We start from the raw sequence: 22,117 nt of genomic DNA, 5'->3' as shown, positions 1-22,117 counted from the left end.
ACTGCGGGGCTCCGCTGCGCTGCACTCCTCGCGCTCATCAGAGCGCCCCCTTCGTGCTCGGGATCGCGCCGGCCGCCCGCGGGTCGATAGCGGTGGCCTCGCGCAGCGCCCGGGAGACCGCCTTGAACTGGGCCTCCACCACGTGGTGCGCGTCCGGGTGCCCACCCGGACGGGCTGCCCGCAGCACGTCGACGTGCAGGGTCATCCGGGCCGCCTGGCCGAACGACTCCCAGATGTGCCGGGTCATGCTGGTCGGATACACCGGCCCGATGTACGGGGCCAGCACTGGCTCGTCGTGCACCACGTACGGCCGGCCGGACAGGTCCACCGCGGCCCGGACCAGCACCTCGTCCATCGGGACGGTCGCCGAGCCGTACCGCCGGATGCCGGCCTTGTCGCCCAGCGCCTGGTCGAACGCGGCGCCCAGCGCGAGCGCGGTGTCCTCCATCGTGTGGTGGGCGTCGATCTCCAGGTCGCCCACGGTGCGCACGGTCAGGTCGTAGCCGCCGTGGCGGGCGATCTGGTTCAGCATGTGGTCGTAGAAGCCCACGCCGGTGCTGATCTCGGCGGCGCCGGTGCCGTCGAGGTCGATCTCGACGAGGACCTTGGTCTCCTTGGTGATCCGCTCCACCCGGGCGGTCCGGCTCATTGCATACCTTTCGGTCGCGACTGCGGGGCTCGCAAGCTCACTCCTCGCGCTCCCATCGCACAGTCTCCATTGCAGCTAGGAAGGCGTCGGTCTCGGCGGGGGTGCCGGCGGTCACCCGCAGCCAGCCGGGCAGGCCGACGTCGCGGACCAGCACACCCTGCGCCAGCAGGGCCTGCCAGGCGGCGGCCTGGTCGCCGCCGGACTCGAACAGCACGAAGTTGGCGTCGCTGTCGGCCACCCGCAGGCCGCGTTCGCGCAGCGTCGCGACGATCCGGTCCCGCTGGGCCATGATCGCGCTCACCGTACCCAGCAGGGCGTCGCGGTGGGCCAGCGCCGCGCGGGCGGCGGCCTGGGTCAGCGCGGACAGGTGGTACGGCAGACGGACCAGCTGCACCGCCCGCACCACCGCCGGGTCGGCGGCCAGGTAGCCCAGCCGGCCACCGGCGAAGCCGAACGCCTTGCTCATCGTGCGGGTGACCACGAGCCGCGGGTGGCCGGGCAGCACCGCGAGGGCGCTGACCGTGCCCGGCCGGGCGAACTCGGCGTACGCCTCGTCGACGACCACCATGCCGGGCGCGACGTCGAGCACCGCGGCGACCACCGCCGGGTCCAGCGCGGTGCCGGTGGGGTTGTTCGGCGAGCAGAGGAAGACCACGTCGGGCCGGTGCTCGCGGACCTGGGCCACCGCCTCGTCGGCCGTCAGCCCGAAGTCGACGCCGCGCTCGGCGGGCACCCACCGGGTGCCGGTGCCGAGGGCCAGCAGCGGGTGCATCGAGTACGCCGGCACGAAACCCATCGCGGTGCGCCCCGGCCCACCGAACGCCTGCAACAACTGCTGCTGGATCTCGTTCGAGCCGTTGGCCGCCCAGACGTGCTCGACGGTCAGGCCGTGCCCGAGATATTCGGCCAGGTCGGCGCGCAGCGCCACCGCGTCCCGGTCCGGATAGCGGTTCAGGTCGCGCAACTCGGCCGCGAGCGCCTTGCCGATCGCGTCGACGACCGGCTCCGGCACCGGGTAGGAGTTCTCGTTGGTGTTGAGCCGCACCGCCACGTCGAGCTGCGGCGCCCCGTACGGCGACAGCCCGCGCAGGTCGTCGCGGATCGGCAGATCATCGAGCGAGGTCACGCCACCCCTCCCGGGAAGCGCGCCTGCACGGCCTGGCCGTGCGCCGGCAGGTCCTCCACGTTCGCCAGGGTGACCACGTGTGGGGCCACCTCGCGCAGCGCGGCCTCGGTGTACTCGATCAGGTGCACGCCGCGCAGGAACGACTGCACCGACAGCCCGGACGAGTGCCGGGCGCAGCCGCCGGTGGGCAGCACGTGGTTGGAGCCGGCGCAGTAGTCGCCGAGCGACACCGGCGACCAGGCGCCCACGAAGATCGCTCCGGCGTTGCGCACCCGCAGCGCCCACTCCCGGGCGTCGACCGTCTGGATCTCCAGGTGCTCGGCCGCGTACGCGTCGACCACCCGCAGCCCCGCCTCAAGGTCGTCGACCAGGACCACGCCGCTCTGCTCGCCGGTCAGCGCCGTGGTCACCCGCTCGGCGTGCTTGGTGGCGGGCACCTGCCGGGCCAGCTCCCGCTCGACCGCCTCGACGAGCGCCACCGACGGGGTGACCAGCACGCTCGCCGCGAGCGGGTCGTGCTCGGCCTGACTGATCAGGTCGGCGGCGACGTGCGCCGGGTCGGCGCTGTCGTCGGCCAGGATCGCGATCTCGGTCGGGCCGGCCTCGGCGTCGATGCCGACGACACCCCGCAGCAGCCGCTTGGCGGCGGTCACCCAGATGTTGCCCGGGCCGGTGACCAGGTCGACCGGCTCGCACCGCAGCGCGCCCGCCGGGTCGACGGCGGACCCGTACGCCAGCATCGCCACCGCCTGGGCGCCGCCCACGGCGTAGACCTCGTCGACGCCGAGCAGCGCGCACGCGGCAAGCACCCGGGGGTCGGGCAGGCCGCCGTTGTCCTTCTGCGGCGGGCTGACCACCACCAGGGAGCGCACTCCGGCCGCCTGGGCCGGCACCACGTTCATCACCACTGTCGACGGGTACATCGCCAGGCCGCCGGGGACGTAGAGGCCCACCCGGTCGACCGGCAGCCACCGCTCGGTGACCGTGCCGCCGGGCACCACCCGGGTCGTGTGGTCGGTGCGCCGCTGGTCGTCGTGCACCCTGCGGGCCCGGGCGATCGACTCCAGCAGCGCGGCACGCACGGCCGGGTCGAGCACACCCTCGGCCTCGGCGATCGCCTCCACCGGCACCCGCAGCACCTCCGGTGAGATGCCGTCGAACCGCTCACTGGCCTCCCGGATCGCCGGGTACCCATGCTTTCGTACCGCCTCGACGAGCGGCTTGATCCGCTCGACGGCCACCGACACGTCGAGCTGGGCACGGGGCAGCAGGCGGCGCGGGTCCACGAGACCGTCGCGCAGGTCGATCCGATTCAGCACCCTTGCGAGTCTAGGCGGCCCGCCCGGAGCTCACCCCAGTCGCCCGCTCGGCGGGACGGTGAGCCGGGCCACGCCGCCGCGGACGCGATTGGTTAGGCTCGACCACGTGACCGCACGGCTGCCGGTGTTCCCGCTCGCAACGGTGCTCTTTCCCGGGTTGGTGCTGCCGCTGCACATCTTCGAGGAGCGCTACCGGGCCCTGGTCCGGCACCTTGTCGACCTGCCCGAGGGCGCGTCCCGCGAGTTCGGGGTGGTGGCCATCCAGGCCGGCTGGGAGGTCGCGCCCGCCGGGCCCGGCACCCGCGCGAGCACCGGTGTCGGCGACGTCACCCTGCACGAGGTGGGCTGCACCGCCGAGCTGCGCCAGGTCACCGAGCTGGCCGACGGCGGCTTCGACATCGTCACGGTCGGCCGCCGTCGCTTCCGGATCGCCGACGTCGACGACACGTCCGCGCCCTACCTGACGGCTGCCGTGGAATGGCTGCCCGAGGCCACCGGGCCGGACGAGGTGGCCGACCTGCTGGCCGCCCGGGTGATCGCCGTGTTCCGGCAGTACCTGGGGCTGATCCGCCCCGACCCGGAGGAGATCTCCGAGCAGCTGCCGGAGGATCCGACGGTGCTCTCCCACCTGGTGGCGGCCACCGCCGCGCTGACCGTCGACGACCGGCAACGGCTGCTCGCGATCGACGACACCGCCGCCCGGCTCCGCGCCGAGCTGCGACTGCTCAACCGCGAGGCGGCTCTGCTGCGCCAGGTGCGGGCGGTTCCGGTGCCGCTGTCGGAGCTGGCGTCCCCGCCGACACCCAACTGAGGGCCGCCGGGTCCGGCTCCGGCCGCAGGCCCGGCCAGCGCGACCAACCGGCCAGCAGGGTGTACGTGACGGCGGCGCCGAACGCGGGCAGCAGCAAATTGCCGTGCGGCACCGGCAACACGCCGAAGAGCCAGTCGATTCCGCCGGCGCGCAGGTCGGCGGGTTTGGTGAACGCCTGCCCGGCCGGGGCGGTGTCCAGCAGCCGGTCGAAGGTCGCCAGCCCGACCCGACGCCCCACCTGCCAGGCCACCGGGGCGGCGGCCAGCGTGCCCAGCACCACGCCGAGCAGCCCGACCGGGCCGCGCTGCCGGCGCAGCAGGAACCACAGGGCCAGCGCCGCGAGCACCCCGAAGGCCAGCCCGAGCAGGCTGAACCAGCCGTCCGCGGCGATCGGCTGCTCCGGCTGGGGCTCGGCGTAGATCGCGCCCTCGGCGGTCTTGAGCACCGGGGTGTCCGGCGCGAGCACGGCCCAGAGCAGCCCGAGCCCCCCGCCCAGCACGGCCAGGGCGAGCACGACGCCGAGCACCGTCGCCACCGTCCGCAGCGGCCGGCGCGGCTCGTCGAGGGTCAGCTCCAGCTCGCTCCGGTACGCCGTCGAGGCGGGACCCTCCCCGGGGCCGAACCCGGGCGGCGGCGCGGCTGGTGGCGGCACGGCCGACTCGCTTCCCGTGGGCGCCGCACCCGACGGTGGGGGTGCGGCGGGCCGGTCGGCGTCGTCGACGTGCCGCTCAGGGTCGGGGTTGTCCGGGCTCACCCGATGATCCTCTCAGGCCCCGAGACGGGCCGGGGCGCCGGTGGCGGCGAACCCGCTCACCGGGCGAACGGCTCCGCCATGGCCGCGGCGGCGCGCAGCCACGCCTGCCGGGTCTCCGGCTGGAGCTGGTGGTACTCGATCGACGAGCCGGTCTCCAACGCCGGGTCGTACGGCACGACGGCCACCGCGCGGGTACGCGTGGCGAAGTGCCGCTCCAGGTCGTCCTGCAGGGGCGAGCGGCCAGGGGTGGGGCAGGAGATGAGGGTGACCGCGTTGTCGGCCAGCTCGCCCATGCCCTCCTCGTGCAGCAGGTCGAGCATCCAGTCGGCGCTGAACGCCGCGTCCTCACGGGGCACGGTGGTCACCACCAGTTGGTCGGCGGCCTGCATCACGGTGCGCCAGTTGGCGCTCTCCACGTTGTTGCCCGTGTCCACGCAGACCACGTCATGCGTACGCCGCAGCAGCTCGAGCACCCGCTTGACGGTGAACTGGTCGAGCCGCTGGGCGAAGCGCGGGCTCTCCTCGCCGGCCAGCACGTCGTACGAGCCGTCGGAGGCGTGCCGCAGGTAGTCGTCCAGCCGCTCCAGCAGGGTCGCGCCCTCCAGGATCTCGATCTGGGCCAGGTCACCGATCAGGTGCCGGATGGTGCGCGCGTGGCGGGCGCTGCCGGCGCGTAGCCCCAGGGTGCCGCGCAGCTCGTTGTCGTCCCAGGCCAGCACGCCCCGCCCCCGGACGCTGCCGATGGTGGCGGCGGCGAGCACCGTTGCGGTGGTCTTGTGCACCCCGCCCTTGGGGTTGGCGAACGCGAACACGCGGGGTGTGCCCAGATCGCGGCGGAGCACGCCGGTGGCGCGTTCCAGCTCCTGGTCGACGCCCTGCGGCCGCCACTCGATTCGGGCGGGGTAGCCGCGCTCGGCGATGGCCGAGCCCGGCGGCGGGGTGACCGGCGCGGCGGGCGGCGGAGTGACCGGCGGCGCGACCGGTGGGGCGGGCGGCGGCGCGACCGGTGGTGGCGCGACCGCCGGGACCGGCGGGGTCACCGGCGGCGCGGCGCTCGGGTAGCCGGTCTCCGGCTGGTAACCGGTTTCCAGCAGCGCGTAGCGGGACTCCCCCGCCGGGTTGCCCGGCCGGTAGCCGTTGTCCAGGAGGGCGTAGCGCGACTCGGGCTCGGCCCGGCGCGGCGGCGGCTCGGGCTCGGCCTGGTAGCCCGGGTCGGCGCGGTACGTCGGCTCGGCCCGGTGACCCGGGTCGGCACGGTACGTCGGCTCGGCCCGGTAACCGGGGTCAGCCCGGTACGTCGGCTCGGCGCGGTAGTCCGGCTCGGCCCGGTACGCGGGCTCCGCCCGATAGTCCGGCTCGGCACGGTACGCAGGCTCGGCACGGTAGTCCGGCTCCGCCCGGTACGCGGGCTCCGCCCGATAGTCCGGCTCCGCCCGGTACGCGGGCTCGGCACGGTAGTCCGGCTCGGCCCGGTACCCCGGCTCGGCCCGGTAGGCGGGATCGACCCGGTAGGTCGCCTCGGCACGGTAACCGGGCTCCTGGCCGTACGACAGATCGGCCGGATGCCCGATGGCCGACGCCCGCCCCGCGTAGCCGTTGGGGGCCGCGCGCCGCGGCAGTGGGTCCGGCGGCGCCTCGTCGGCCCGGCGCTCGGGCTCGGGCTGCTCAGCGGCCCGACCGCCCAGCCGGGCGCGGTCCAGCAATGCCCGCCACCTCGGCGCTGGTTCGGCCGGCCGGCCCCAGCCGGTCTCACTGCCCTCCACGGCCCGCCCTCCCAGCACCATCGATCTCTGTCTGACAGGCTACGAACCAAACCCTATTCGGACCACACCCGAGCACGCACACCACCCGGCGCAGATCACGACGGGGAGGGCGTCAGCAGCCCCTCGTCGATCGCGTCCGGGGAGGTGGCGACACCCGGCGGGGCCGCCTCGGTGGGTTCGGCCGAGGGCGACGCGGGTGACGGAATCGTTACGAGCGGTGCGGGTTCCGACGATTCGCCCATCGGCACCGGCGGTCTCGGCGTGCTCGACGTCGGCCCGCCACTCGCCAGCGGCGTCGGCTCCGGGCTCGGCCCGGTGTCGGCCGGCGGGCGGACCACGTCGCGCTGCTCGGGCAGCGGCGGCGTGAAGACCGTACGGTCGAGTCGGTACACCTCGGGCGCCGGATCGACGGCCCGCACGTCCGGGCGGGCGGCCACGCCGCGCAGCACCTCCGGCGCCGCACGCACCACCGCGGCGTAGACGCAGGCGCAGCCGGTGCGGTACGCCGCCGCCTCGGCGCTCGCCACGTCTGCCCCGGTGACGTACCGCTGGCGCAGCTCGCGCTCGGCGGCGCCGTCGCCGCGCACCGCGGCGGCCCTGGCCCGGTAGTCGGCGGCCTCGCCGTCCTTGCGGGCGGCCACCTGCGCCATCTGAGCGACCACGTCGTCCGGCACCCGCGACGCGGGGATCCGGACGATCTCGGTCTGCCGGCCGGGCAGCGGCACCCGGCCGAAGACCGTCGACACCGACACGTCACCGAGCACCGCGGCCAGCCGCTGCGGCGGAAGGTACGCGTCGAGCATCACCAGGGCGTACGTCCCGTCCCCGGTGGCCGGGGCCGTCGGGCTCAGCGCGGCCAGATCGGCCGCGGCCGAACGCAGGTAGCCGGGGACCCAGTCGCCGTCGGCCACCCCGACGCGGGTCACCTCGCCAACCGTCCGGTCGCCCACCGGAGCATCGTCGGCGGCCCACACTGCGGTGCCCAGGACCGCCGCCGCGGAGAGCACGGCGGCCCAGGTGAGCACCCCGGACCGCCCCGACCGGTCACCGAGACGGGCCACCGCCCGGGTCAGCGGCGGCAGCAGCTGTTGGTCCAGCTGCCGCAGCAGGTCGCCGGCGCGCACAGGCGGGATCCCCTCGTCGGATCGATGTCGGGTGGTCGCCGCTCAGTCACGCAGGATCTCAAGCGCACGTTCCAGGTCGTCAGGGTAGTCGCTGACGAACCGGACCTCGTCCCCCGAACGGGGGTGCAAAAAGCTCAGTTCGCGGGCGTGCAGCCACTGTCGGGCCAGGCCGAGACGGGCCGAGAGGGTGGGATCGGCGCCGTAGGTGAGATCACCGACACAGGGGTGCCGCAGCGTGGAGAAGTGCACCCGGATCTGGTGCGTCCGGCCGGTCTCCAATCGCACATCGACCAGGCTGGCCGCCGGGAACGCCTCAAGGGTGTCGTAGTGGGTGATGCTCGGCTTGCCGCCGGACACCACCGCCCAGCGGTAGTCGTGGGTGGGGTGCCGGTCGATCGGCGCGTCCACGGTGCCCCGCAGCGGGTCCAGGTGCCCCTGCACCACCGCGTGGTAGCCCTTGTCCACCTCGCGGTACTTGAAGGCCCGCTTCAACGCCGTGTACGCCTGCTCGCTCTTGGCCACCACCATGATCCCCGTGGTGCCCACGTCGAGACGGTGCACCACGCCCTGCCGCTCGGCGGCGCCGCTGGTGGAGATGCGGTGCCCGATCGCGGCGAGGGCACCGATCACCGTCGGGCCGGTCCACCCCGGGCTGGGATGCGCGGCCACGCCCACCGGCTTGTCCACCACCACGATGTCGTCGTCGGCGTACACGACGCGCAGGCCGGGCACCGCCTGCGGCACCACGGTCGGTGGGGCGACCGGGGCGGGCAGCGTGACCTCCAGCCAGGAGCCGGCCTTGACCTTGTGGGAGTTGGGCCGGGCAGCGCCGTCGACGAGGGCGTCGCCCGCGTCGACCAGGGCGGCGGCTGCGGTACGGGAGAGGCCGAACAGCCGGGACACCGCCTGGTCCAGGCGCATGCCGTCGAGGCCGTCGGGCACGGGCAGCGAACGGTGGTCGCCACCGGCGGCGAACGCGGAGGTCATGCCCGCTCCCTCTGCTCGGCGTCGGCGGTGGCGTCCGCGTCGGCGGGGGCGCCGTCACGGCCGGCCCGCCGCCCGTCACGCTGGCGACCGGTCAGCTCCAGCAGCACGGCCAGCAGCACACCGCAGACCAGCGAGCTGTCGGCCAGGTTGAACACCGGGAAATATTCGCCGTACGGCCCGAAGACGCTGATCATGTCGACCACGTGACCGTGGAACGGAGCGGGCGCCCGGAAGATCCGGTCCATGAGGTTGCCCAGCGCGCCACCGAGCACCAGGCCGAGGGAGATCGCCCACGGCAGGGAACGCAGCCGCAGCGCCATCCAGACGATCCAGCCGACCACGCCGATGGTGATCAGCGGGAACACCCAGGTGTAGTTCGCACCGATGCTCCACGCGGCGCCGCTGTTGCGGGTCAGGCTCAGGTAGACCAGCCCACCCAGCACCCGGACCGGCTCCCGGTCGCTCAGCGCGGCCAGCGCGAGGTGCTTGGTCAGCAGGTCGGCCACCAGGGCCACCAGGGCCACCCCGGCGAGGATCGCGACGGCCCGGGGCCGGGGCTTGCCGCCGCCCGGGTCGGTACGGCCGGGGTCGGCGGGCGGTGCTGCGGTCATGCGCTCCCCATCGAGGTGTCTCGGCGGTGATCGCTCACCGCCTCATCGCAGACGGGGACCGGGCGTCAGCGCCGCTCCTCCAACTGCTTGCACGTCACACACAGGGTGGCCGACGGGAAGGCGGCGAGGCGCTCGACCGGGATCGGGTTGCCGCACCGCTCGCACCAGCCGTAACCACCCTCGTCGAGGCGCTCCAGGGCGCGCTCGACCTGCGTGATCCGTTCCAGAATGCTGTTGGCGAGAGAGATCTCCTGCTCCCGCTCGAACGTCTTGGTCCCGGTGTCGGCCTGGTCGTCCCCGGCCGAGTCCGTCAACCGATCGCGCTGCAGCTCGGTGATCTCGCTCAGCGTCTGATCGTACTCGGCGCGCAGCTCGTCCCGCCGCGCCGCCAGCGCCGCCCGGATCTTCTCGGTCTCCGCCGCGCTGCGGGTGGCCTTGGCCACCGGCTTGCGGCCGGCGGTCCTGGTGTCGGCTGGCTTCGCCATGGGTCGCTCCTCGGCCGCGGAGCCGCTCGGTCGCGGCACCTGGTCAGGGGCGCCGACGAAGGCGTCCCCCAAGTACGAAAAGGGGCGCACGGCGACGATGGCCGCGCACTCCGGAGGTTGGCAAGAATACGGAACGTACAGGCGTCCGACAACGTGGCGCACCGTCGCACCGCTCAACAGCCCCGAGCCCTGCCTAACCGGGGCAAAGGGAACGCTAGCAGATCAACCGACCGCCTCATCCCCGTACTCGCCAAACCATCGGGCCAGCCGACCGCGTCGGCTGACCGCCCGCAGCCGCCGTTCGGCGGCGTCGCGCACCCCACCGGTGGCGACGATCAGCAGGCTGTCGCCGGTTTTCAGCCGGGTGTCCGGGCCGGGCACGAAGCCCACCCCGTCGCGCAGCACGAGGGTCACCGAGGCGCCCAGCGGCAATCGCAACTCGTCGACGTGCACGCCGGCCAGCCGTGAGCCCGGAGGCACCTCAAGTTGGAGCAGATCGGCCCGCATCCGCTCCAGTGGCGCGGTCTCCACGTGGATCTCGGTGGCCTCGGCCGGCGCGGTGGTCCCCAGCCAGCGGGCGAACGGACCGAGCGTGCTGGTCTGCACCAGCGTGAAGATCACCACCAGCACGAAGACCGCGTCGAAGAGGCGCTCCGCGCCCGGCACCCGCTCCGAGAGCGGAATGGTGGCCAGCACGATCGGCACCGCCCCGCGCAGCCCGGCCCAGGACAGGAACGCCTGCTCCCGCAGGCCAAGCCGGAACGGCAACGCCGAGACGACCACCGACAGCGGCCGGGCCAGCAGCACCAGCGCCAGACCGGCGACCACCGCCGGCAGCACCGCCGCGTCCAACCGGCCCGGCGAGACCAGCAACCCGAGCAGCACGAACAGCCCGATCTGGGCGACCCACGCCAGCCCGTCGGCGAAGCCGAGGATCGCCTGCCGGTGCGACAGCCGGGCGTTGCCCAGCAGCACTCCAGCCACGTAGACGGCGAGGAAGCCCGAGGCGTGCAGCACGGCGCCGGCGGCGTACGCCAGGACGGTGATCCCCACCGCCGCGATCGGGTACAGCCCGGCGGACGGCAGCGCCGCCCGGCGCAGCGCCCACGTGCCGGCGAGGCCCGCGCCCACGCCCACCGCCGCGCCGACGCCCAGCTCGTAGCAGACCAGGCCGACTTCGTACCACCACGGATGCGACAGGCCCGCGTGCGACAGCAGCACCACCAGCAGCACCACCGGGGCGTCGTTCATGCCCGACTCGGCCTCCAGTGTGGCCACCAGCCGCGGTGGCAGCCGCAGCCGTCGCAGGGTGGCGAACACGGCCGCCGCGTCGGTGGAGGAGAGCACCGCGCCGTAGAGCAACGCCAGCCGCCAGTCCAGACCCAACAACAGGTGTACGGCGATGCCGACCACCACGATGCTGACGATCACGCCGACCGTGGAGAGCGCGGAGGCCAACCCGAGGACCGGGCGCAGCGCGCTCCACCGGGCGGTCAGGCCACCCTCGGCGATGATCACGATGAGCGCGCAGAAGCCGAGGGTCCGGGTCAACTCGACGTCGTCGAAGCGGATACCCAGCCCGGCCTCGCCGATGGCCACGCCGAGCGCCAGGTAGAACAGCAGGCTGGGCACCCCGAGGCGGCTGGAGAGCCGGACGGCGCCGACCGCCACCAGCAGCACGGCCGCGCCGAGCAGCAGCGCGATGTCCAGCCCGGGCGTCACGGTTGCCGAGCCCGGGCGGTCCTCACCCTGCGGATCCGTCGCGCAGTCGGTGCAGCACGTCGGTCAGCTCGGGGCCGGGCCGGTCGACGACGAACAGCTTGTCCCGGCTGGTCGCGCCGGTGCGCAGCGACACCGCGGCCGCCCGGACCCCCAACGCGTCGGCGAGGGCGCGGCGGGCCGCCTCGGTCGCCCGGCCGTCCACAGCCGGAGCGTGGACCGCGATCACCAGGGCGGGCCCGTACGTGCCGTCGAAGCGGCCGCCGACGGTGTTCCGGGAGGCGCCAGGCTTCACCCGTACCGCGACGGTGAGCGCGTCCTGCGGGGGCACCGACACGGCTCTCAGATCGGCCGGGCGTCGGTGAGCAGGGCGGTGGCCGGCGCACACGCCGCACACGGCGTGAATCCCAGCTCGACGGCCTCGGCGACCGGAAGAGTCTCGGGCACCCGGCCGGCCAGGCGTCGGCACCCGGCCAGGTGGTAGCGGGGCCGCCCGTCGACCACCACGACGGGGTCGGGCAGCCGGGAGACCCGGGCCGCCTCGGCAGGGGTGATCGGCTGCTCGGCCGGCTCGTCGGCCAGCGCGTCGACCGACATCGTGTTGGCGGGGTACGCCTCGTCGCCCCGGGCCACGAAGGGCGATGCCGGGCTGACGGACGAGGAGCGTGACCCGTCGGCCGGGGTCACGAGCGGCGCCTCGGGCTCGAACGGCGGGGCCGCGTCGAAGGACGGGGCCGCGTCGAAGGACGGGGCCGCGTCGAAGGACGGGGCCGCGTCGAAGGACGGGGCCGCGTCGAAGGACGGGGCCGCGTCGGGGTCGGACGGCGGCTCGGGTGGTTGCCGCCACCCGGTGCCGCCGTTGCCGACCGTCGAAGGTACGTGCTGGACCGGCACATCCGGCTCGGCCAGCGGTGGACCGTACGCGAAACCCGGCTGGGCCTGGCTGGCCCTGCGGAATGTCGCGCGGTCCCGCGGACCGGCCCGACCGGGATCCGCCGTCGCGCGGTTGGCGGCTGCCTGGCGGGCGCCCACCACCAACGCGACGGCGGCCAGCAGACTGGCCGCGATGGAAATGGTCAACAGAATGCTGGAGCCACCGGCCAGACCGAACACCAGCAGCACCACAGCGACGAGGATGAGCAGAAGACTCGCGACTATCACGGCTCACCCCCGCCGCGTCGTACCGTCCAGGCAGGGCCGGCGACCGTCACCATCTGCGGACAGCGATCGCCGGCCGGTGCTCAGCGTCCGGCTTCGAGGGCGCCGGAGCGCCCGCCGCCGTACGAACCGGCGAGACCTGCCGCCGCCAGCCCGTTGCCGCCGGCGACCCGGCCTGCCTCGGAGCGGGTCATCTCGGCTTCGAGGCCCTGGCCGCGACCGTCGAGGTCCCGCAGCTGGCTCTCCAGGTACGCCTTGAGCCGGGTGCGGTACTCGCGCTCGAACTGCTTGAGCTCCTCGATGTGCTTCTGCAGGGCCGTGCGCTTGGCGTCCAGGCCGCCCATGGCCTCCTGGTGCCGCTGGCGGGCGTCCCGCTCCAGGGCGTCGGCCTTCGCGCGCGCCTCGCGGGTCACCTCCTCGGCCTTGCTGCGGGCCTCGGACAGCAGCTGGTCGGCCTCGCGGCGCGCGTCGGACACGTGGTCGTCGGCGGTGCGCTGGGCCATCATCAGCACGCGGAGGGCCTGCTGCTCACCGTCACCGGTGACGCCGCCGGCCGGGCCGCCGGTCGCGCGGACCTGCTCCAGCTCGGCCTGCATGGCGCGGGCGGCCTGCTCGGCAGCGGACTTGTCGCGCTGCACCCGGTCCAGCTGGGCCTTGACGTCGTTGAGCTCCGCCGCCAGTCGGGCGTCGCCGCCGGGGCCGGCGGGGGCACCGCCACGGCCGCCGCGCTCCACCTGGGCGCGCAGCTCGTTGTTCTCCTCGATGAGACGGGCGAGCTCGCGCTCCACCTCGTCCAGGAAAGCGTCGACCTCCTCCTCGTCATACCCCCGCTTGCCGATCGGCGGCTTTTTGAAGGCGACGTTGTGGACGTCGGCCGGGGTCAGCGGCATCGAAACTCCTCGGGTCAGTTGCGGCCGCGAAAGCGCGTCGGTCATCAGGCAGATGCCCTGATCGACGGCCCTAACACGAACTCCATCAGCACGAACAGGATAACCAGGAGCACAAGGGAGGCCAGGTCGATGCTCACGGTACCAATTCGCAGCGGAGGGATCACACGCCTCAACGCGTTGAGAGGGGGATCAGTGACGCTCCACACGGATTCCAGTCCTGCCGATGCGCCGCGTCCCGGCTGCCACCGCCGGCCGTACTGCAGAACGGCGCTCAACACGAACCGGGACAGAAGAAGAAGCAGGAAGACATAAAGGACCAGGTACAACACTTGCAGTAAGATCGACAACACGGTCAGCGACGTCCCTCGGGTCGGGCGGGGTCAACTCAGGCTGAAAAAACCGCCCTCAGCGATCTTGGCTTTGTCCTCCGCGGTGACCTGGACATTGGCCGGTGAGAGCAGGAACACCCGATTGGTCACGCGCTCGATCGTACCGCGCAGCCCGAACGCCAGACCGGCTGCGAAGTCAACCAGACGGCGGGCGTCGGCCTCGTCCATCTCGGTGAGGTTGATGATCACTGGTACGCCGTCGCGGAAGTGCTCACCGATGGTGCGCGCCTCGCGGTAGGTGGTCGGGTGCAGCGTGGTGATCTGGTACCGCTGCTCCTCCTCGGGCACGGCCACGCGCTCCCGCGTCGCGGCCTGCGGCGCGAGGGCCAGATTGTCGCGCGTGTGGTACGTCAGCGCGCCCGACGTGTCGCCGGCCGAGGACCGCGTGATCGACCGTACGCTGGACCGCTCGGCCCGCTCCGGACGCTCACCGTCACCGCGGTCGGACTCGCCGCCACGCCCGGTGGACCGCTCGGAGAGCCGGCCCCGCTCGCTGGAGCGCGGCCGGGGAGCCGGTGGCTCCTCGGTGTCGTCGTCGTCCTCGTCGGCGAACTCCTCGGCGTACCGGCTCTGCCGGTACCGCGAGTCGCGGTAGCCACCCTTGTCGTAGCCACCGTCGTCGTAGGCCCGCTCGTCGTCTTCCTCGACGAGACCGAGCCAGACCCCCGCCTTGCGCAGTGCACCCATCCCGCGCCCTTCCGTCCGCCGTGCGGCACTCGCCCCCGTGCCATGTCGCCCGTCGCGAGTGGACAACCATGCCCATCGGACCGGAACGGCAATCCCCCTGGCGCGCGATTCGCGTCGCGCGTCACGACCCCCACAAGGATCCGCCGCCCTGAAACAACACTGATGTAATTTGCCTGTCTCGCGGTCAGGCTACCGCAGCGTGGGACGCATTCCGAGCAACGCGCTACCGACGCGGACATGTGTCGCGCCGTATCGGATCGCGATTTCCAGGTCGCCGCTCATTCCCGCCGACAACGCTGTCGCTCCCGGATGGAGCGTCCGAAACGCCTCGGCCACCTCGGCCAGTCGGGCGAAGGCCCGCTCCGGCGACCACCCCAGCGGCGCCACCGCCATCAGACCGGCCAACCGCAGCGCGGGCGCGTCGGCCACCGCCGCGGCGACCGCCTCCAGCCCCGCGCCCTCATCGGCCGAGTCGGGCAACGCGCCGCCGCGCGCCGGGTCGCCGTCGATGCTCACCTGCACCAGGGCGTCCAGCGGCCGTTCCCGCTCCGCCGCCGCGTTACCCAGCGCGCGGGCCAGCCGCACGCTGTCCACCGAGTGCACGACGTCGGCGTAGCGGACGACCGAGCGGGCCTTGTTGCGCTGCAACTGCCCGATGAAGTGCCAGCGGGGGCGTACGCCGGCCGCAGCCACCTCGGCGGCCTTGCCGGCCGCCTCCTGGTCGCGGTTCTCCCCCATGTCGGTCACCCCGAGCCCGGCCAACGCCAGCACGTCCCCGGCCGGGTACGTCTTGGTCACGGCGATCATCGTGACGTCGGCGTGGTCCCGGCCCGCGTCCGCGCAGGCGTCGGCGATCCGGGCTCGCACCTGGGCCAGGCCGGCCGCGAGTTCGGCGCGGCGGTCCGGTCGTACCGTGGCTGAACTGTCGGTCATCGGCGGCGCTCAGGAACCGTTCTTGAGAAAGTCGGGCACGTCCACGTCGTCGAAGAGCACCCGGCGCGGCGACTGGGCCGGAGCCGGCAGGGTGGCCGGCGGCGGCACCGGGGTGCTCTGCGGCGCCGGCTGGTTGGTGTTGGTCTTGCGGGTCGGCTCGGCCGCCTTGTACGCCGGCGTGCCACCGTCGAAGCCCGCCGCGATGACAGTCACCCGCACCTCGTCGCCGAGCGCGTCGTCGATCACCGCGCCGAAGATGATGTTGGCGTCCGGGTGGGCCGCGTCGGTGACCAGCTGGGCCGCGTCGTTGATCTCGAACAGGCCCAGGTCGGAGCCGCCGGCGATGGAGAGCAGCACGCCGCGCGCGCCGTCCATGCTCTGCTCCAGCAGCGGGCTGGAGATGGCCGCCTCGGCAGCCTCGACCGCGCGGTTCTCCCCGCGGGCGCTGCCGATGCCCATCAACGCGCTGCCGGCGCCGCTCATCACGCTCTTGACGTCGGCGAAGTCCAGGTTGATCAGACCCGGGGTGGTGATCAGGTCCGTGATGCCCTGCACACCGGAGAGCAGCACCTGGTCGGCCGTGCGGAAGGCGTCCATCATGCTGATGTTGCGGTCACCGAGCGCCAGCAGCCGGTCGTTCGGGATGACGATGAGCGTGTCGCACTGGTTGCGGAGTTCGTCTATCCCCGTCTCGGCCTGCACCTGGCGGCGCTTGCCCTCGAAGGAGAACGGGCGGGTCACCACGCCGATGGTCAGCGCGCCGAGCTTGCGGGCGATGTTGGCCACCACGGGCGCGCCGCCGGTGCCGGTGCCGCCACCCTCGCCGCAGGTCACGAAGACCATGTCGGCGCCCTTGAGCACCTCTTCGATCTCGTCGCGGTGGTCCTCCGCGGCGTTCTTGCCGACGTCCGGGTTGGCCCCGGCCCCCAGGCCACGGGTCAGCTCCCGGCCGACGTCGAGCTTGACGTCGGCGTCACTCATCAGCAGCGCCTGGGCATCGGTGTTGATCGCGATGAACTCGACGCCCTTGAGCCCAACCTCGATCATCCGGTTGACGGCGTTGACGCCGCCGCCCCCGATGCCGACGACCTTGATGACCGCCAGGTAGTTGTGCGGAGGTGTCATCTCCGGTCCTTTCCTTCGAGATTGGCTTCGGCCGACCGGGTACGGCGTGGCCAGACCAGCGGCCGACGACAGCTGTCACCAGCGAGAGTCAGGGGTGAACCCTCACCCTCTACTAGAGGCTTACAGTTATGTCAACCACTGAACCTCTTCGGGGCAACGTAAGCGCCACCACGCGATGAGCCAAGGACCTGACCGGCGTGTCGCCGCCGGAGCGCGACTCGTCACGTCCGGAGCACGCTCACCGGTCAGCGGAAGGTCACCACGTCAGGCGCGCTCACGTCGATGCGCTTGCTGTCCTCGTCGAGCAGCGCGGTGGCCACCCGGGCCTTGTCCGTACCCCGCGTGGCGTCGCCCCAGACCACCGTGCGGTCTCCGCGCAGCCGCAGGCTGATCCGGGCCAGCCCCTCCACCCTCAGCTCCACCAGCTCGGCCCGCAGTTGCGGGGTCAGCGCCCCGAGCACCTCCAGCGCGGCCCGGGTGTCCGGGTCGTCGGCGGCGGGCCGGGCCACCTGCACCAGCGGCAGCCCGGCGGGGCGGCGGGCCACCGTCTGGAACGCCACGCCGCTGCGGTCGACAAGCGCGAACGTGTCCGCCTGCGGCACCACCGCCACCGCCGTCCGCTCGGTCACCCGGACCACAAGCGTGCCCGGCCAGTCCCGCGACACCGTGGCCCGCTCCACCGGCGCCAACGCGCCGACCCGACGCGCGGCGGCCGCCAGATCCACCCGGGCCAGTGGCACCCCGTCGGCCACCCCCACCGCGTCGCGCACCTGCACGTCCGTGACCAGCTTGGCGCCCTCGACCGTCACCGTGCGGACCCCGAACAGCCCGGTACCGAGGACCGTCCAGGCGACCATCCCGAGCAGGGCCAGCACCCCGGCGGCCACCGCCCACGGCAACGCCGCCCGCATCCGGCGCTGCCGGGCCCGGGCCATGAAGCGGCGGGTCGACGCCGGCACCGCGTCGCTGCCGGCCCGGACCAACTGCCAACGCCGGACCGGACCGCGTCGTGGGGCGCCGCCGTCGGCGCCGCTGGTCCGCCCTCGGGCGGGGCCGGGGCTCATCCGGCCGTGGGGGCCGCGCCGTCCGGTGCGGCGGCGCCCCCGAGCGCCGCCCCGTCGCCACCGGCCGTGGACCCGCCGGGCACCGGCTGGCCGATCGCCGGGGTCGTGGCCACCGGGTCGACCGTCGCCCCCGGCGCGGACTCGGCGGTACGCGCGCCCAGGGCGGCCAGCAGCTCGTCACCCATCAGCGAGATCGGCGGAGCGCCCATGGTCACCACCACGTCCCCCGGGCGGGCCCGGCGGACCACCTCGACCGGCGCGGCATCCCAGGAGTCGACGAACACCTTCCGCTCGGCCGGCAGCGCCACCGCCTCGATCAGCGCCGCCGAGCCCTCACCGGGCTGGCGCAGCTCGCCCGGCCCGAAGACCTCCAGCAGCACCACCTCGTCGGCGATGGCCAGCGCCTCGGCGATCTCCGCCTGGTTGTCGCGGGTGCGGTACAGCCGGTACGGCTCGAAGACGACGATCAACCGTCCGTCGCCGGCCACCTCGCGCAGCGTCTGCATCGCCAGCGTCATCGACGTGGGGTGGTAGGCGTACTCGTCGTAGACCAGCACGCCGTCCGCGACGCCCTTGCGCTCGAAGCGCCGTCGCACGCCGGGGAAGACCGCCAGCGCCGCCTCCGCCGCCTCCAGCGGCAGCTTGAGCAGGTACGCGGTCAGCACCGCCGAGGCGCTGTTGAGCCCCATGTGCCGCCCCGGCACCGGCAGCCGGAACTCGCCCAGCGACCGGCCGTCGATCGCGGCCAGGTAGCGCACCCCCCGCGCGGAGGAGACGATCTCGGTCAGCCGCAGGTCGGCGTCCTCGGCCGCGCCGTAGGTGAACACCCGCCGCCCCTCGGCGCGCAGGGTCGCCGCCAACCGCCGACCGCCCGGGTCGTCGGCGCAGGTGATGATGAACCCGTTCGGGTCGGTGAGCCGGGCGAACTCGACGAACGCCGCCTCCAGCGTCGCGTAGTCGCCGTAGGTGTTCAGGTGGTCCGGCTCGACGTTCGTGATGATCGAAACGTACGGGCGGTAGATGAGGAACGAGCGGTCGCTCTCGTCGGCCTCCACCACGAAGTACTCGCCGGTGCCGTGGTGCGCGCCCGAGCCGACCTCGGAGATCTCCCCGCCGATCACGAAGGACGGGTCGACCCCGGCCTGCTGGAGCACCATGGTCACCATCGAGGTGGTGGTGGTCTTGCCGTGGGTGCCGGCGACCGCCACCGCCCGGCGGCCGGTCATCGCCGCGGCCAGGGCCTCCGAGCGGTGCAGCACCCGCAGGCCGCGGCGACGCGCCTCGACCAGTTCCAGGTGGTCATTCGGGATGGCCGAGGAGTAGACGACGGTGTCCACCCCGTCGAGGTTGGTCGCCTCGTGGCTGAGGTAGATGGTCCCGCCGAGCGCCCGCAGACCCGCCAGCGAGGGCCACTCGCGCAGGTCGCTGCCGGAAACCCGGATGCCCCGGGTGAGCAGCAGTCGGGCCACACCGAGCATGCCCACCCCGCCCACGCCGATCAGGTGGACGGCGCCCAGGTCCTCGGCGGTCAGCGTGCCCGCCGGGGTGAACTGCGCGGTCACCGGGCCACCGCCTCGAGGACGAACGAGCGCAGCGCCTCGTCACCGTCGCGCCGCCCGTACGCCGACGCCGCGGCGCCCATCGCGTAGAGCCGTTGCGGATCGCGGATCAGCGGGATCACCGCGCGCTCCAGCCAGTCCGGGGTCAGCTCCCCGTCGTCGACGAGCAGCCCGCCGCCAGCCTCCACCACGGGCAGCGCGTTGCGCTTCTGCTCCTGGTTGCTGTGCGGGTACGGCACGAAGATCGTCGGCAGGCCGATCGCGGCCACCTCGGCGACGGTCATCGCACCGCCCCGGGCCAGCATGAGGTCGGCCGCCGCGTAGCCCAGCTCCATCTCGGACAGGTACGGCAGCGTCACGTACGGCACCGGCAGGTCGGTGGGGATCGGCACCGGCTCGTTGCGGGCCCCCATCACGTGCAGCACCTGCACACCGTTGCGGGCCAGCTCCTTGGCCGCGCCGGAGACCGCCAGGTTGATCGAGCGGGCGCCCGACGAGCCGCCCGCGACGAAGAGCACCGGCAGGTCGGGGCGGAGCCCGAAGTGGGCGCGGGCGGCGTTGCGCAGCGCGTACCGATCCAGCGAGGCGATGCTGCGGCGCAGCGGCACCCCCACCACCGTCGCGTCGCGCAGCGACTCGGCCTGGCTCGGCTGGTGCGGGAAGCCGACCGCGATGTTCTTGGTGAACTTCATGCCCAGCCGGTTGGCCACGCCCGGCGGCACGTTCACCTCGTGGATCACCATGGGCAGCTCGCGGCGCCACGCGGCCAGGTAGGCCGGCACCGAGACGTACCCGCCGAAGCCGACGATCGCGTCGGCGCGTACCTCGTCGATCACCTTGCCCGCGGCGCGGGCCGCGGTCCACATCCGGCCCGGCGTACGCACCAGGTTCATGTTCACCGACCGGGGCAGCTGGTACGCCGGGATCTGCCGCAGGTCGTATCCCTGTGGCGGGATCAGCTCGTTCTCCATGCCCTTGGGTGTGCCGAGGCAGGTGATCCGGACGCCCGGGTCGTGTCGGCGCAGGCAGTCGGCGAAGGCGAGCAGCGGGTAGATATGCCCCCCGGTGCCACCTCCCGCGAGCACCACCGAACGCAGCGGACCCATCAGCGTCTCCTCTCGCTCGCCGTACCCTGGCGGCTCCGGCCCTGCCGGGCGCCGCGCGGTGCGGCCTGGTCGTCCTGGCGCCGCTCGCGGGACCGGGGCACGGACCCTCGGCCGGCCGGCGGCGGCGCCGGTCGGCGACGCCGGCCGGGAAGCGGCGGCAACGGGGCCCAGAGTAGTCGGACCCACCGGGCCGGCGGACGGGCATGCAGCGCTCTGGCCGCATCGGGTTCGGCGCGAGCGAAGGACGCCAGCATCCCGATCGCCGCCAACGTCACGACCAGGGCGCTTCCACCGTCGGAGATGAACGGCAGCGGCAGGCCGGTGATCGGCAGCAGCCCGACCACCCCACCGATGTTGATCACCGCCTGGCTCACCAGCCAGGTGGTCACCGCGGCGGCCGCGAGCCGCCGGAACGGGTCGTCGACCCGTCGGGCGATGCGCAGACCGGTGTACGCGAGCACCGCGAACAGGCTCAACACCACCGCGCAGCCGATCACGCCCAACTCCTCGGCGATGATCGCGAAGATGAAGTCGTTGTGCGCCTCGGGCAGCCAGTCCCACTTCAGGCTGCCCTTGCCCAGCCCGACACCGAACCAGCCACCGTGCTCGATGGCCAGCCGCCCCTGGTAGAACTGGAGGCAGTCGTTGAGTTTGCAGGTCTCCGGGTCCGGTGGATTGAAGAACATGTCCAGTCGGGCGAGCCGGTAGTTGTCCGCGCCGCGCTCTCCGGAGCCGGCGCCCAGCGAGGCCACCGCGACCAGCAGGCCAATCCCGATCAGACCGGCAGTGGCCAGGGCGCCGAAGACCCGCATCCGCACCCCGGCGGCCCAGAGCAGGCCGACCACCAGGGCCAGCAGACAGAGCATCGTGCCCGTGTCGTTGTAGCCGACCAGGACGAAGAGCAGGCCGACCACCGGGAAAAGCGGGGTGGCCAACTCGCGCCACCACCCCAGTGCGGCGCCCTTGCGGGCGACGATGTGCGCACCCCAGAGCACCATCGCGAACTTGGCCAACTCGGACGGTTGTAGCTGGATCCCGCCGACGAACAGCCAGTTCAGCCGCGCCTCGACCGGCCCGAACCCGGCCGACCGCTGACCGGTGAGCCGGGCGTAGCCGACCAGCAGGTTGAGCACCACCAGCAGCGCGACCGAGGTGATCAGCAACGGCCGACCCAGCGACCGGTAGGTGCTGGCGGGCAGGCGTTGGCAGGCCCAGAACGCCCCGATGCCGATCACCGCGAAGATCGCCTGCTTGGTCACCGAGGCCGAGGCGTTGCCGTCCTCGGCGTAGTCCTTCACGCTGGTCGCCGAGAAGACCATGGTCAGCCCGATCAGCAGCAGCAGGCCGGCGCAGGACAGCAGCAGGTAGTAGGACGCCAGCGGCCGGTCCAGCAGGCCACGCAGCGCGGCCAGCCCACCGGCCGCGTCGAATCCGCGCAGCGGGACGGCAGCGCCGCCCTCCGGCTCACGCCCCGTCGATCCCGCCGCACGTCCCGGGGCGCCCGGCTCACGCGCTCCCCGGCCCGGCTCACGCGCTGCGCCTTCCGCCGGACGCGCCGGGCCGTCCGCCTGGCGGGCCGCGCGGTCGGGCTCGCGGGCCGCGCGGCCCGCCTCCGCCGCACGCGCCGTGCCCGATGACCGTCGCGGTCGACCGGTTGTCCTGTCCTCGGTGCCTGGTTCCTCCCCCACCCGGACATCATCACCGTTCGGCACGCCCGACAGGCCCACAACGATGCACCGGGCGTGTCGGGCTTCGCCCCCCAGGGAAGGCGCCTCACCCCTTTGCTCTGCTTCACCCCACGCAACACTTTTGCCGCGCGAGTGTTGCGTCCGTTGAAGCAGAGCAAAGGAGAGTTCGA

22 protein-coding genes are annotated in these 22,117 nt (G+C 73.5%); 1 reads left to right on the top strand and 21 read right to left on the bottom strand.

Annotation, left to right across the window (positions count from 1 at the left end; genetic code table 11):
- Nucleotides 1-37: 37 nt before the first annotated feature.
- Genes hisB through hisD form a run of 3 tightly spaced genes read right to left on the bottom strand, consistent with a single transcriptional unit; the run spans nt 38 to nt 3,094 of the window.
- Nucleotides 38-649, bottom strand: coding sequence for an imidazoleglycerol-phosphate dehydratase HisB (gene hisB, locus ACFYPR_RS11215; protein WP_355067217.1), 612 nt, complete (start codon nt 647-649; stop codon nt 38-40).
- A 37-nt stretch (nt 650-686) separates the two neighbouring features.
- On the bottom strand, nt 687-1,775 hold the full coding sequence (locus tag ACFYPR_RS11210; protein WP_354856149.1) for a histidinol-phosphate transaminase: 1,089 nt from the start codon (nt 1,773-1,775) through the stop codon (nt 687-689).
- Nucleotides 1,772-3,094, bottom strand: a complete 1,323-nt coding sequence (gene hisD / locus ACFYPR_RS11205; protein ID WP_387179997.1) for a histidinol dehydrogenase — start codon at nt 3,092-3,094, stop codon at nt 1,772-1,774. The genes ACFYPR_RS11210 and hisD overlap by 4 nt, the downstream gene beginning before the upstream one ends.
- Before the next feature lie 106 nt (nt 3,095-3,200).
- On the opposite strand from hisD, the gene ACFYPR_RS11200 reads away from it, so the two are divergent.
- Complete coding sequence (locus ACFYPR_RS11200; RefSeq protein WP_354856147.1) at nt 3,201-3,905, top strand: LON peptidase substrate-binding domain-containing protein; 705 nt, start codon at nt 3,201-3,203, stop codon at nt 3,903-3,905.
- Here ACFYPR_RS11200 and ACFYPR_RS11195 read toward each other — a convergent pair.
- The 18 genes from ACFYPR_RS11195 to ACFYPR_RS11110 form a co-directional block, all read right to left on the bottom strand.
- The gene (locus ACFYPR_RS11195) at nt 3,820-4,659 is read right to left on the bottom strand and encodes a DUF2567 domain-containing protein (protein ID WP_355067220.1); all 840 of its coding nucleotides are present in this window, start codon (nt 4,657-4,659) and stop codon (nt 3,820-3,822) included. The two genes, ACFYPR_RS11200 and ACFYPR_RS11195, sit on opposite strands and share 86 nt — an antisense overlap.
- Before the next feature lie 56 nt (nt 4,660-4,715).
- A complete protein-coding gene (locus ACFYPR_RS11190; RefSeq protein WP_387180000.1) occupies nt 4,716-6,422 on the bottom strand; it encodes an AAA family ATPase in 1,707 nt (568 codons plus the stop codon).
- A 95-nt stretch (nt 6,423-6,517) separates the two neighbouring features.
- A complete protein-coding gene (locus ACFYPR_RS11185; protein ID WP_387259637.1) occupies nt 6,518-7,546 on the bottom strand; it encodes a hypothetical protein in 1,029 nt (342 codons plus the stop codon).
- A 42-nt stretch (nt 7,547-7,588) separates the two neighbouring features.
- Nucleotides 7,589-8,533 carry an RluA family pseudouridine synthase gene (locus ACFYPR_RS11180; RefSeq protein WP_354856143.1) on the bottom strand — a complete coding sequence of 315 codons (945 nt, stop codon included), beginning with the start codon at nt 8,531-8,533 and terminating at the stop codon, nt 7,589-7,591.
- Entirely contained in the window at nt 8,530-9,144 is a 615-nt protein-coding gene (lspA, locus tag ACFYPR_RS11175) for a signal peptidase II (RefSeq protein ID WP_354856142.1), read from the bottom strand. The genes ACFYPR_RS11180 and lspA overlap by 4 nt, the downstream gene beginning before the upstream one ends.
- A 65-nt stretch (nt 9,145-9,209) precedes the next feature.
- Complete coding sequence (locus ACFYPR_RS11170; RefSeq protein WP_007463005.1) at nt 9,210-9,629, bottom strand: TraR/DksA C4-type zinc finger protein; 420 nt, start codon at nt 9,627-9,629, stop codon at nt 9,210-9,212.
- 222 nt (nt 9,630-9,851) lie between these two features.
- Entirely contained in the window at nt 9,852-11,351 is a 1,500-nt protein-coding gene (locus ACFYPR_RS11165) for a potassium/proton antiporter (RefSeq protein WP_387259634.1), read from the bottom strand.
- Nucleotides 11,352-11,373: 22 nt separating this feature from the next.
- On the bottom strand, nt 11,374-11,685 hold the full coding sequence (locus ACFYPR_RS11160; RefSeq protein ID WP_354856140.1) for a DUF167 domain-containing protein: 312 nt from the start codon (nt 11,683-11,685) through the stop codon (nt 11,374-11,376).
- A 5-nt stretch (nt 11,686-11,690) separates the two neighbouring features.
- Nucleotides 11,691-12,509 (bottom strand): hypothetical protein, encoded by an 819-nt coding sequence (locus ACFYPR_RS11155; protein ID WP_387259631.1) that lies wholly within the window; start codon nt 12,507-12,509, stop codon nt 11,691-11,693.
- Between the two features lie 80 nt (nt 12,510-12,589).
- On the bottom strand, nt 12,590-13,396 hold the full coding sequence (locus tag ACFYPR_RS11150; RefSeq protein ID WP_007463015.1) for a DivIVA domain-containing protein: 807 nt from the start codon (nt 13,394-13,396) through the stop codon (nt 12,590-12,592).
- A gap of 44 nt (nt 13,397-13,440) precedes the next feature.
- On the bottom strand, nt 13,441-13,746 hold the full coding sequence (locus ACFYPR_RS11145; protein WP_088949372.1) for a YggT family protein: 306 nt from the start codon (nt 13,744-13,746) through the stop codon (nt 13,441-13,443).
- Between the two features lie 30 nt (nt 13,747-13,776).
- On the bottom strand, nt 13,777-14,472 hold the full coding sequence (locus ACFYPR_RS11140; protein ID WP_354856138.1) for a cell division protein SepF: 696 nt from the start codon (nt 14,470-14,472) through the stop codon (nt 13,777-13,779).
- A gap of 189 nt (nt 14,473-14,661) precedes the next feature.
- Nucleotides 14,662-15,405 (bottom strand): YggS family pyridoxal phosphate-dependent enzyme, encoded by a 744-nt coding sequence (locus ACFYPR_RS11135; protein WP_354856137.1) that lies wholly within the window; start codon nt 15,403-15,405, stop codon nt 14,662-14,664.
- Nucleotides 15,406-15,414: 9 nt separating this feature from the next.
- Nucleotides 15,415-16,530, bottom strand: coding sequence for a cell division protein FtsZ (ftsZ, locus tag ACFYPR_RS11130; RefSeq protein WP_234588050.1), 1,116 nt, complete (start codon nt 16,528-16,530; stop codon nt 15,415-15,417).
- Nucleotides 16,531-16,775: 245 nt separating this feature from the next.
- Nucleotides 16,776-17,594 carry a cell division protein FtsQ/DivIB gene (locus ACFYPR_RS11125; protein WP_387180010.1) on the bottom strand — a complete coding sequence of 273 codons (819 nt, stop codon included), beginning with the start codon at nt 17,592-17,594 and terminating at the stop codon, nt 16,776-16,778.
- On the bottom strand, nt 17,591-19,156 hold the full coding sequence (murC, locus tag ACFYPR_RS11120) for a UDP-N-acetylmuramate--L-alanine ligase (protein WP_387259628.1): 1,566 nt from the start codon (nt 19,154-19,156) through the stop codon (nt 17,591-17,593). The genes ACFYPR_RS11125 and murC overlap by 4 nt, the downstream gene beginning before the upstream one ends.
- Nucleotides 19,153-20,259 carry an undecaprenyldiphospho-muramoylpentapeptide beta-N-acetylglucosaminyltransferase gene (murG, locus tag ACFYPR_RS11115; protein ID WP_387259627.1) on the bottom strand — a complete coding sequence of 369 codons (1,107 nt, stop codon included), beginning with the start codon at nt 20,257-20,259 and terminating at the stop codon, nt 19,153-19,155. The genes murC and murG overlap by 4 nt, the downstream gene beginning before the upstream one ends.
- Nucleotides 20,259-21,671, bottom strand: coding sequence for an FtsW/RodA/SpoVE family cell cycle protein (locus ACFYPR_RS11110; protein ID WP_387259992.1), 1,413 nt, complete (start codon nt 21,669-21,671; stop codon nt 20,259-20,261). Before ACFYPR_RS11110 ends, murG begins: the two co-directional genes overlap by 1 nt.
- Nucleotides 21,672-22,117: the final 446 nt, after the last annotated feature.

The organism is Micromonospora sp. NPDC005254, from assembly GCF_042872525.1.
GTDB lineage: Bacteria > Actinomycetota > Actinomycetes > Mycobacteriales > Micromonosporaceae > Micromonospora.
Note: the sequence above shows the minus strand (reverse complement) of the source record. Positions and strands in the feature narration are given on the sequence as shown.

What these genes read in the sequence shown, in the direction of transcription:
- lspA (WP_354856142.1), bottom strand. Translation starts at nt 9,144, where the DNA reads ATGACCGCAGCACCGCCCGCCGACCCCGGCCGTACCGACCCGGGCGGC.
- ACFYPR_RS11150 (WP_007463015.1), bottom strand. Translation starts at nt 13,396, where the DNA reads ATGCCGCTGACCCCGGCCGACGTCCACAACGTCGCCTTCAAAAAGCCG.
- ACFYPR_RS11170 (WP_007463005.1), bottom strand. Translation starts at nt 9,629, where the DNA reads ATGGCGAAGCCAGCCGACACCAGGACCGCCGGCCGCAAGCCGGTGGCC.
- ACFYPR_RS11180 (WP_354856143.1), bottom strand. Translation starts at nt 8,533, where the DNA reads ATGACCTCCGCGTTCGCCGCCGGTGGCGACCACCGTTCGCTGCCCGTG.
- ftsZ (WP_234588050.1), bottom strand. Translation starts at nt 16,530, where the DNA reads ATGACACCTCCGCACAACTACCTGGCGGTCATCAAGGTCGTCGGCATC.
- ACFYPR_RS11125 (WP_387180010.1), bottom strand. Translation starts at nt 17,594, where the DNA reads ATGAGCCCCGGCCCCGCCCGAGGGCGGACCAGCGGCGCCGACGGCGGC.
- murG (WP_387259627.1), bottom strand. Translation starts at nt 20,259, where the DNA reads ATGGGTCCGCTGCGTTCGGTGGTGCTCGCGGGAGGTGGCACCGGGGGG.
- hisB (WP_355067217.1), bottom strand. Translation starts at nt 649, where the DNA reads ATGAGCCGGACCGCCCGGGTGGAGCGGATCACCAAGGAGACCAAGGTC.
- ACFYPR_RS11135 (WP_354856137.1), bottom strand. Translation starts at nt 15,405, where the DNA reads ATGACCGACAGTTCAGCCACGGTACGACCGGACCGCCGCGCCGAACTC.
- ACFYPR_RS11140 (WP_354856138.1), bottom strand. Translation starts at nt 14,472, where the DNA reads ATGGGTGCACTGCGCAAGGCGGGGGTCTGGCTCGGTCTCGTCGAGGAA.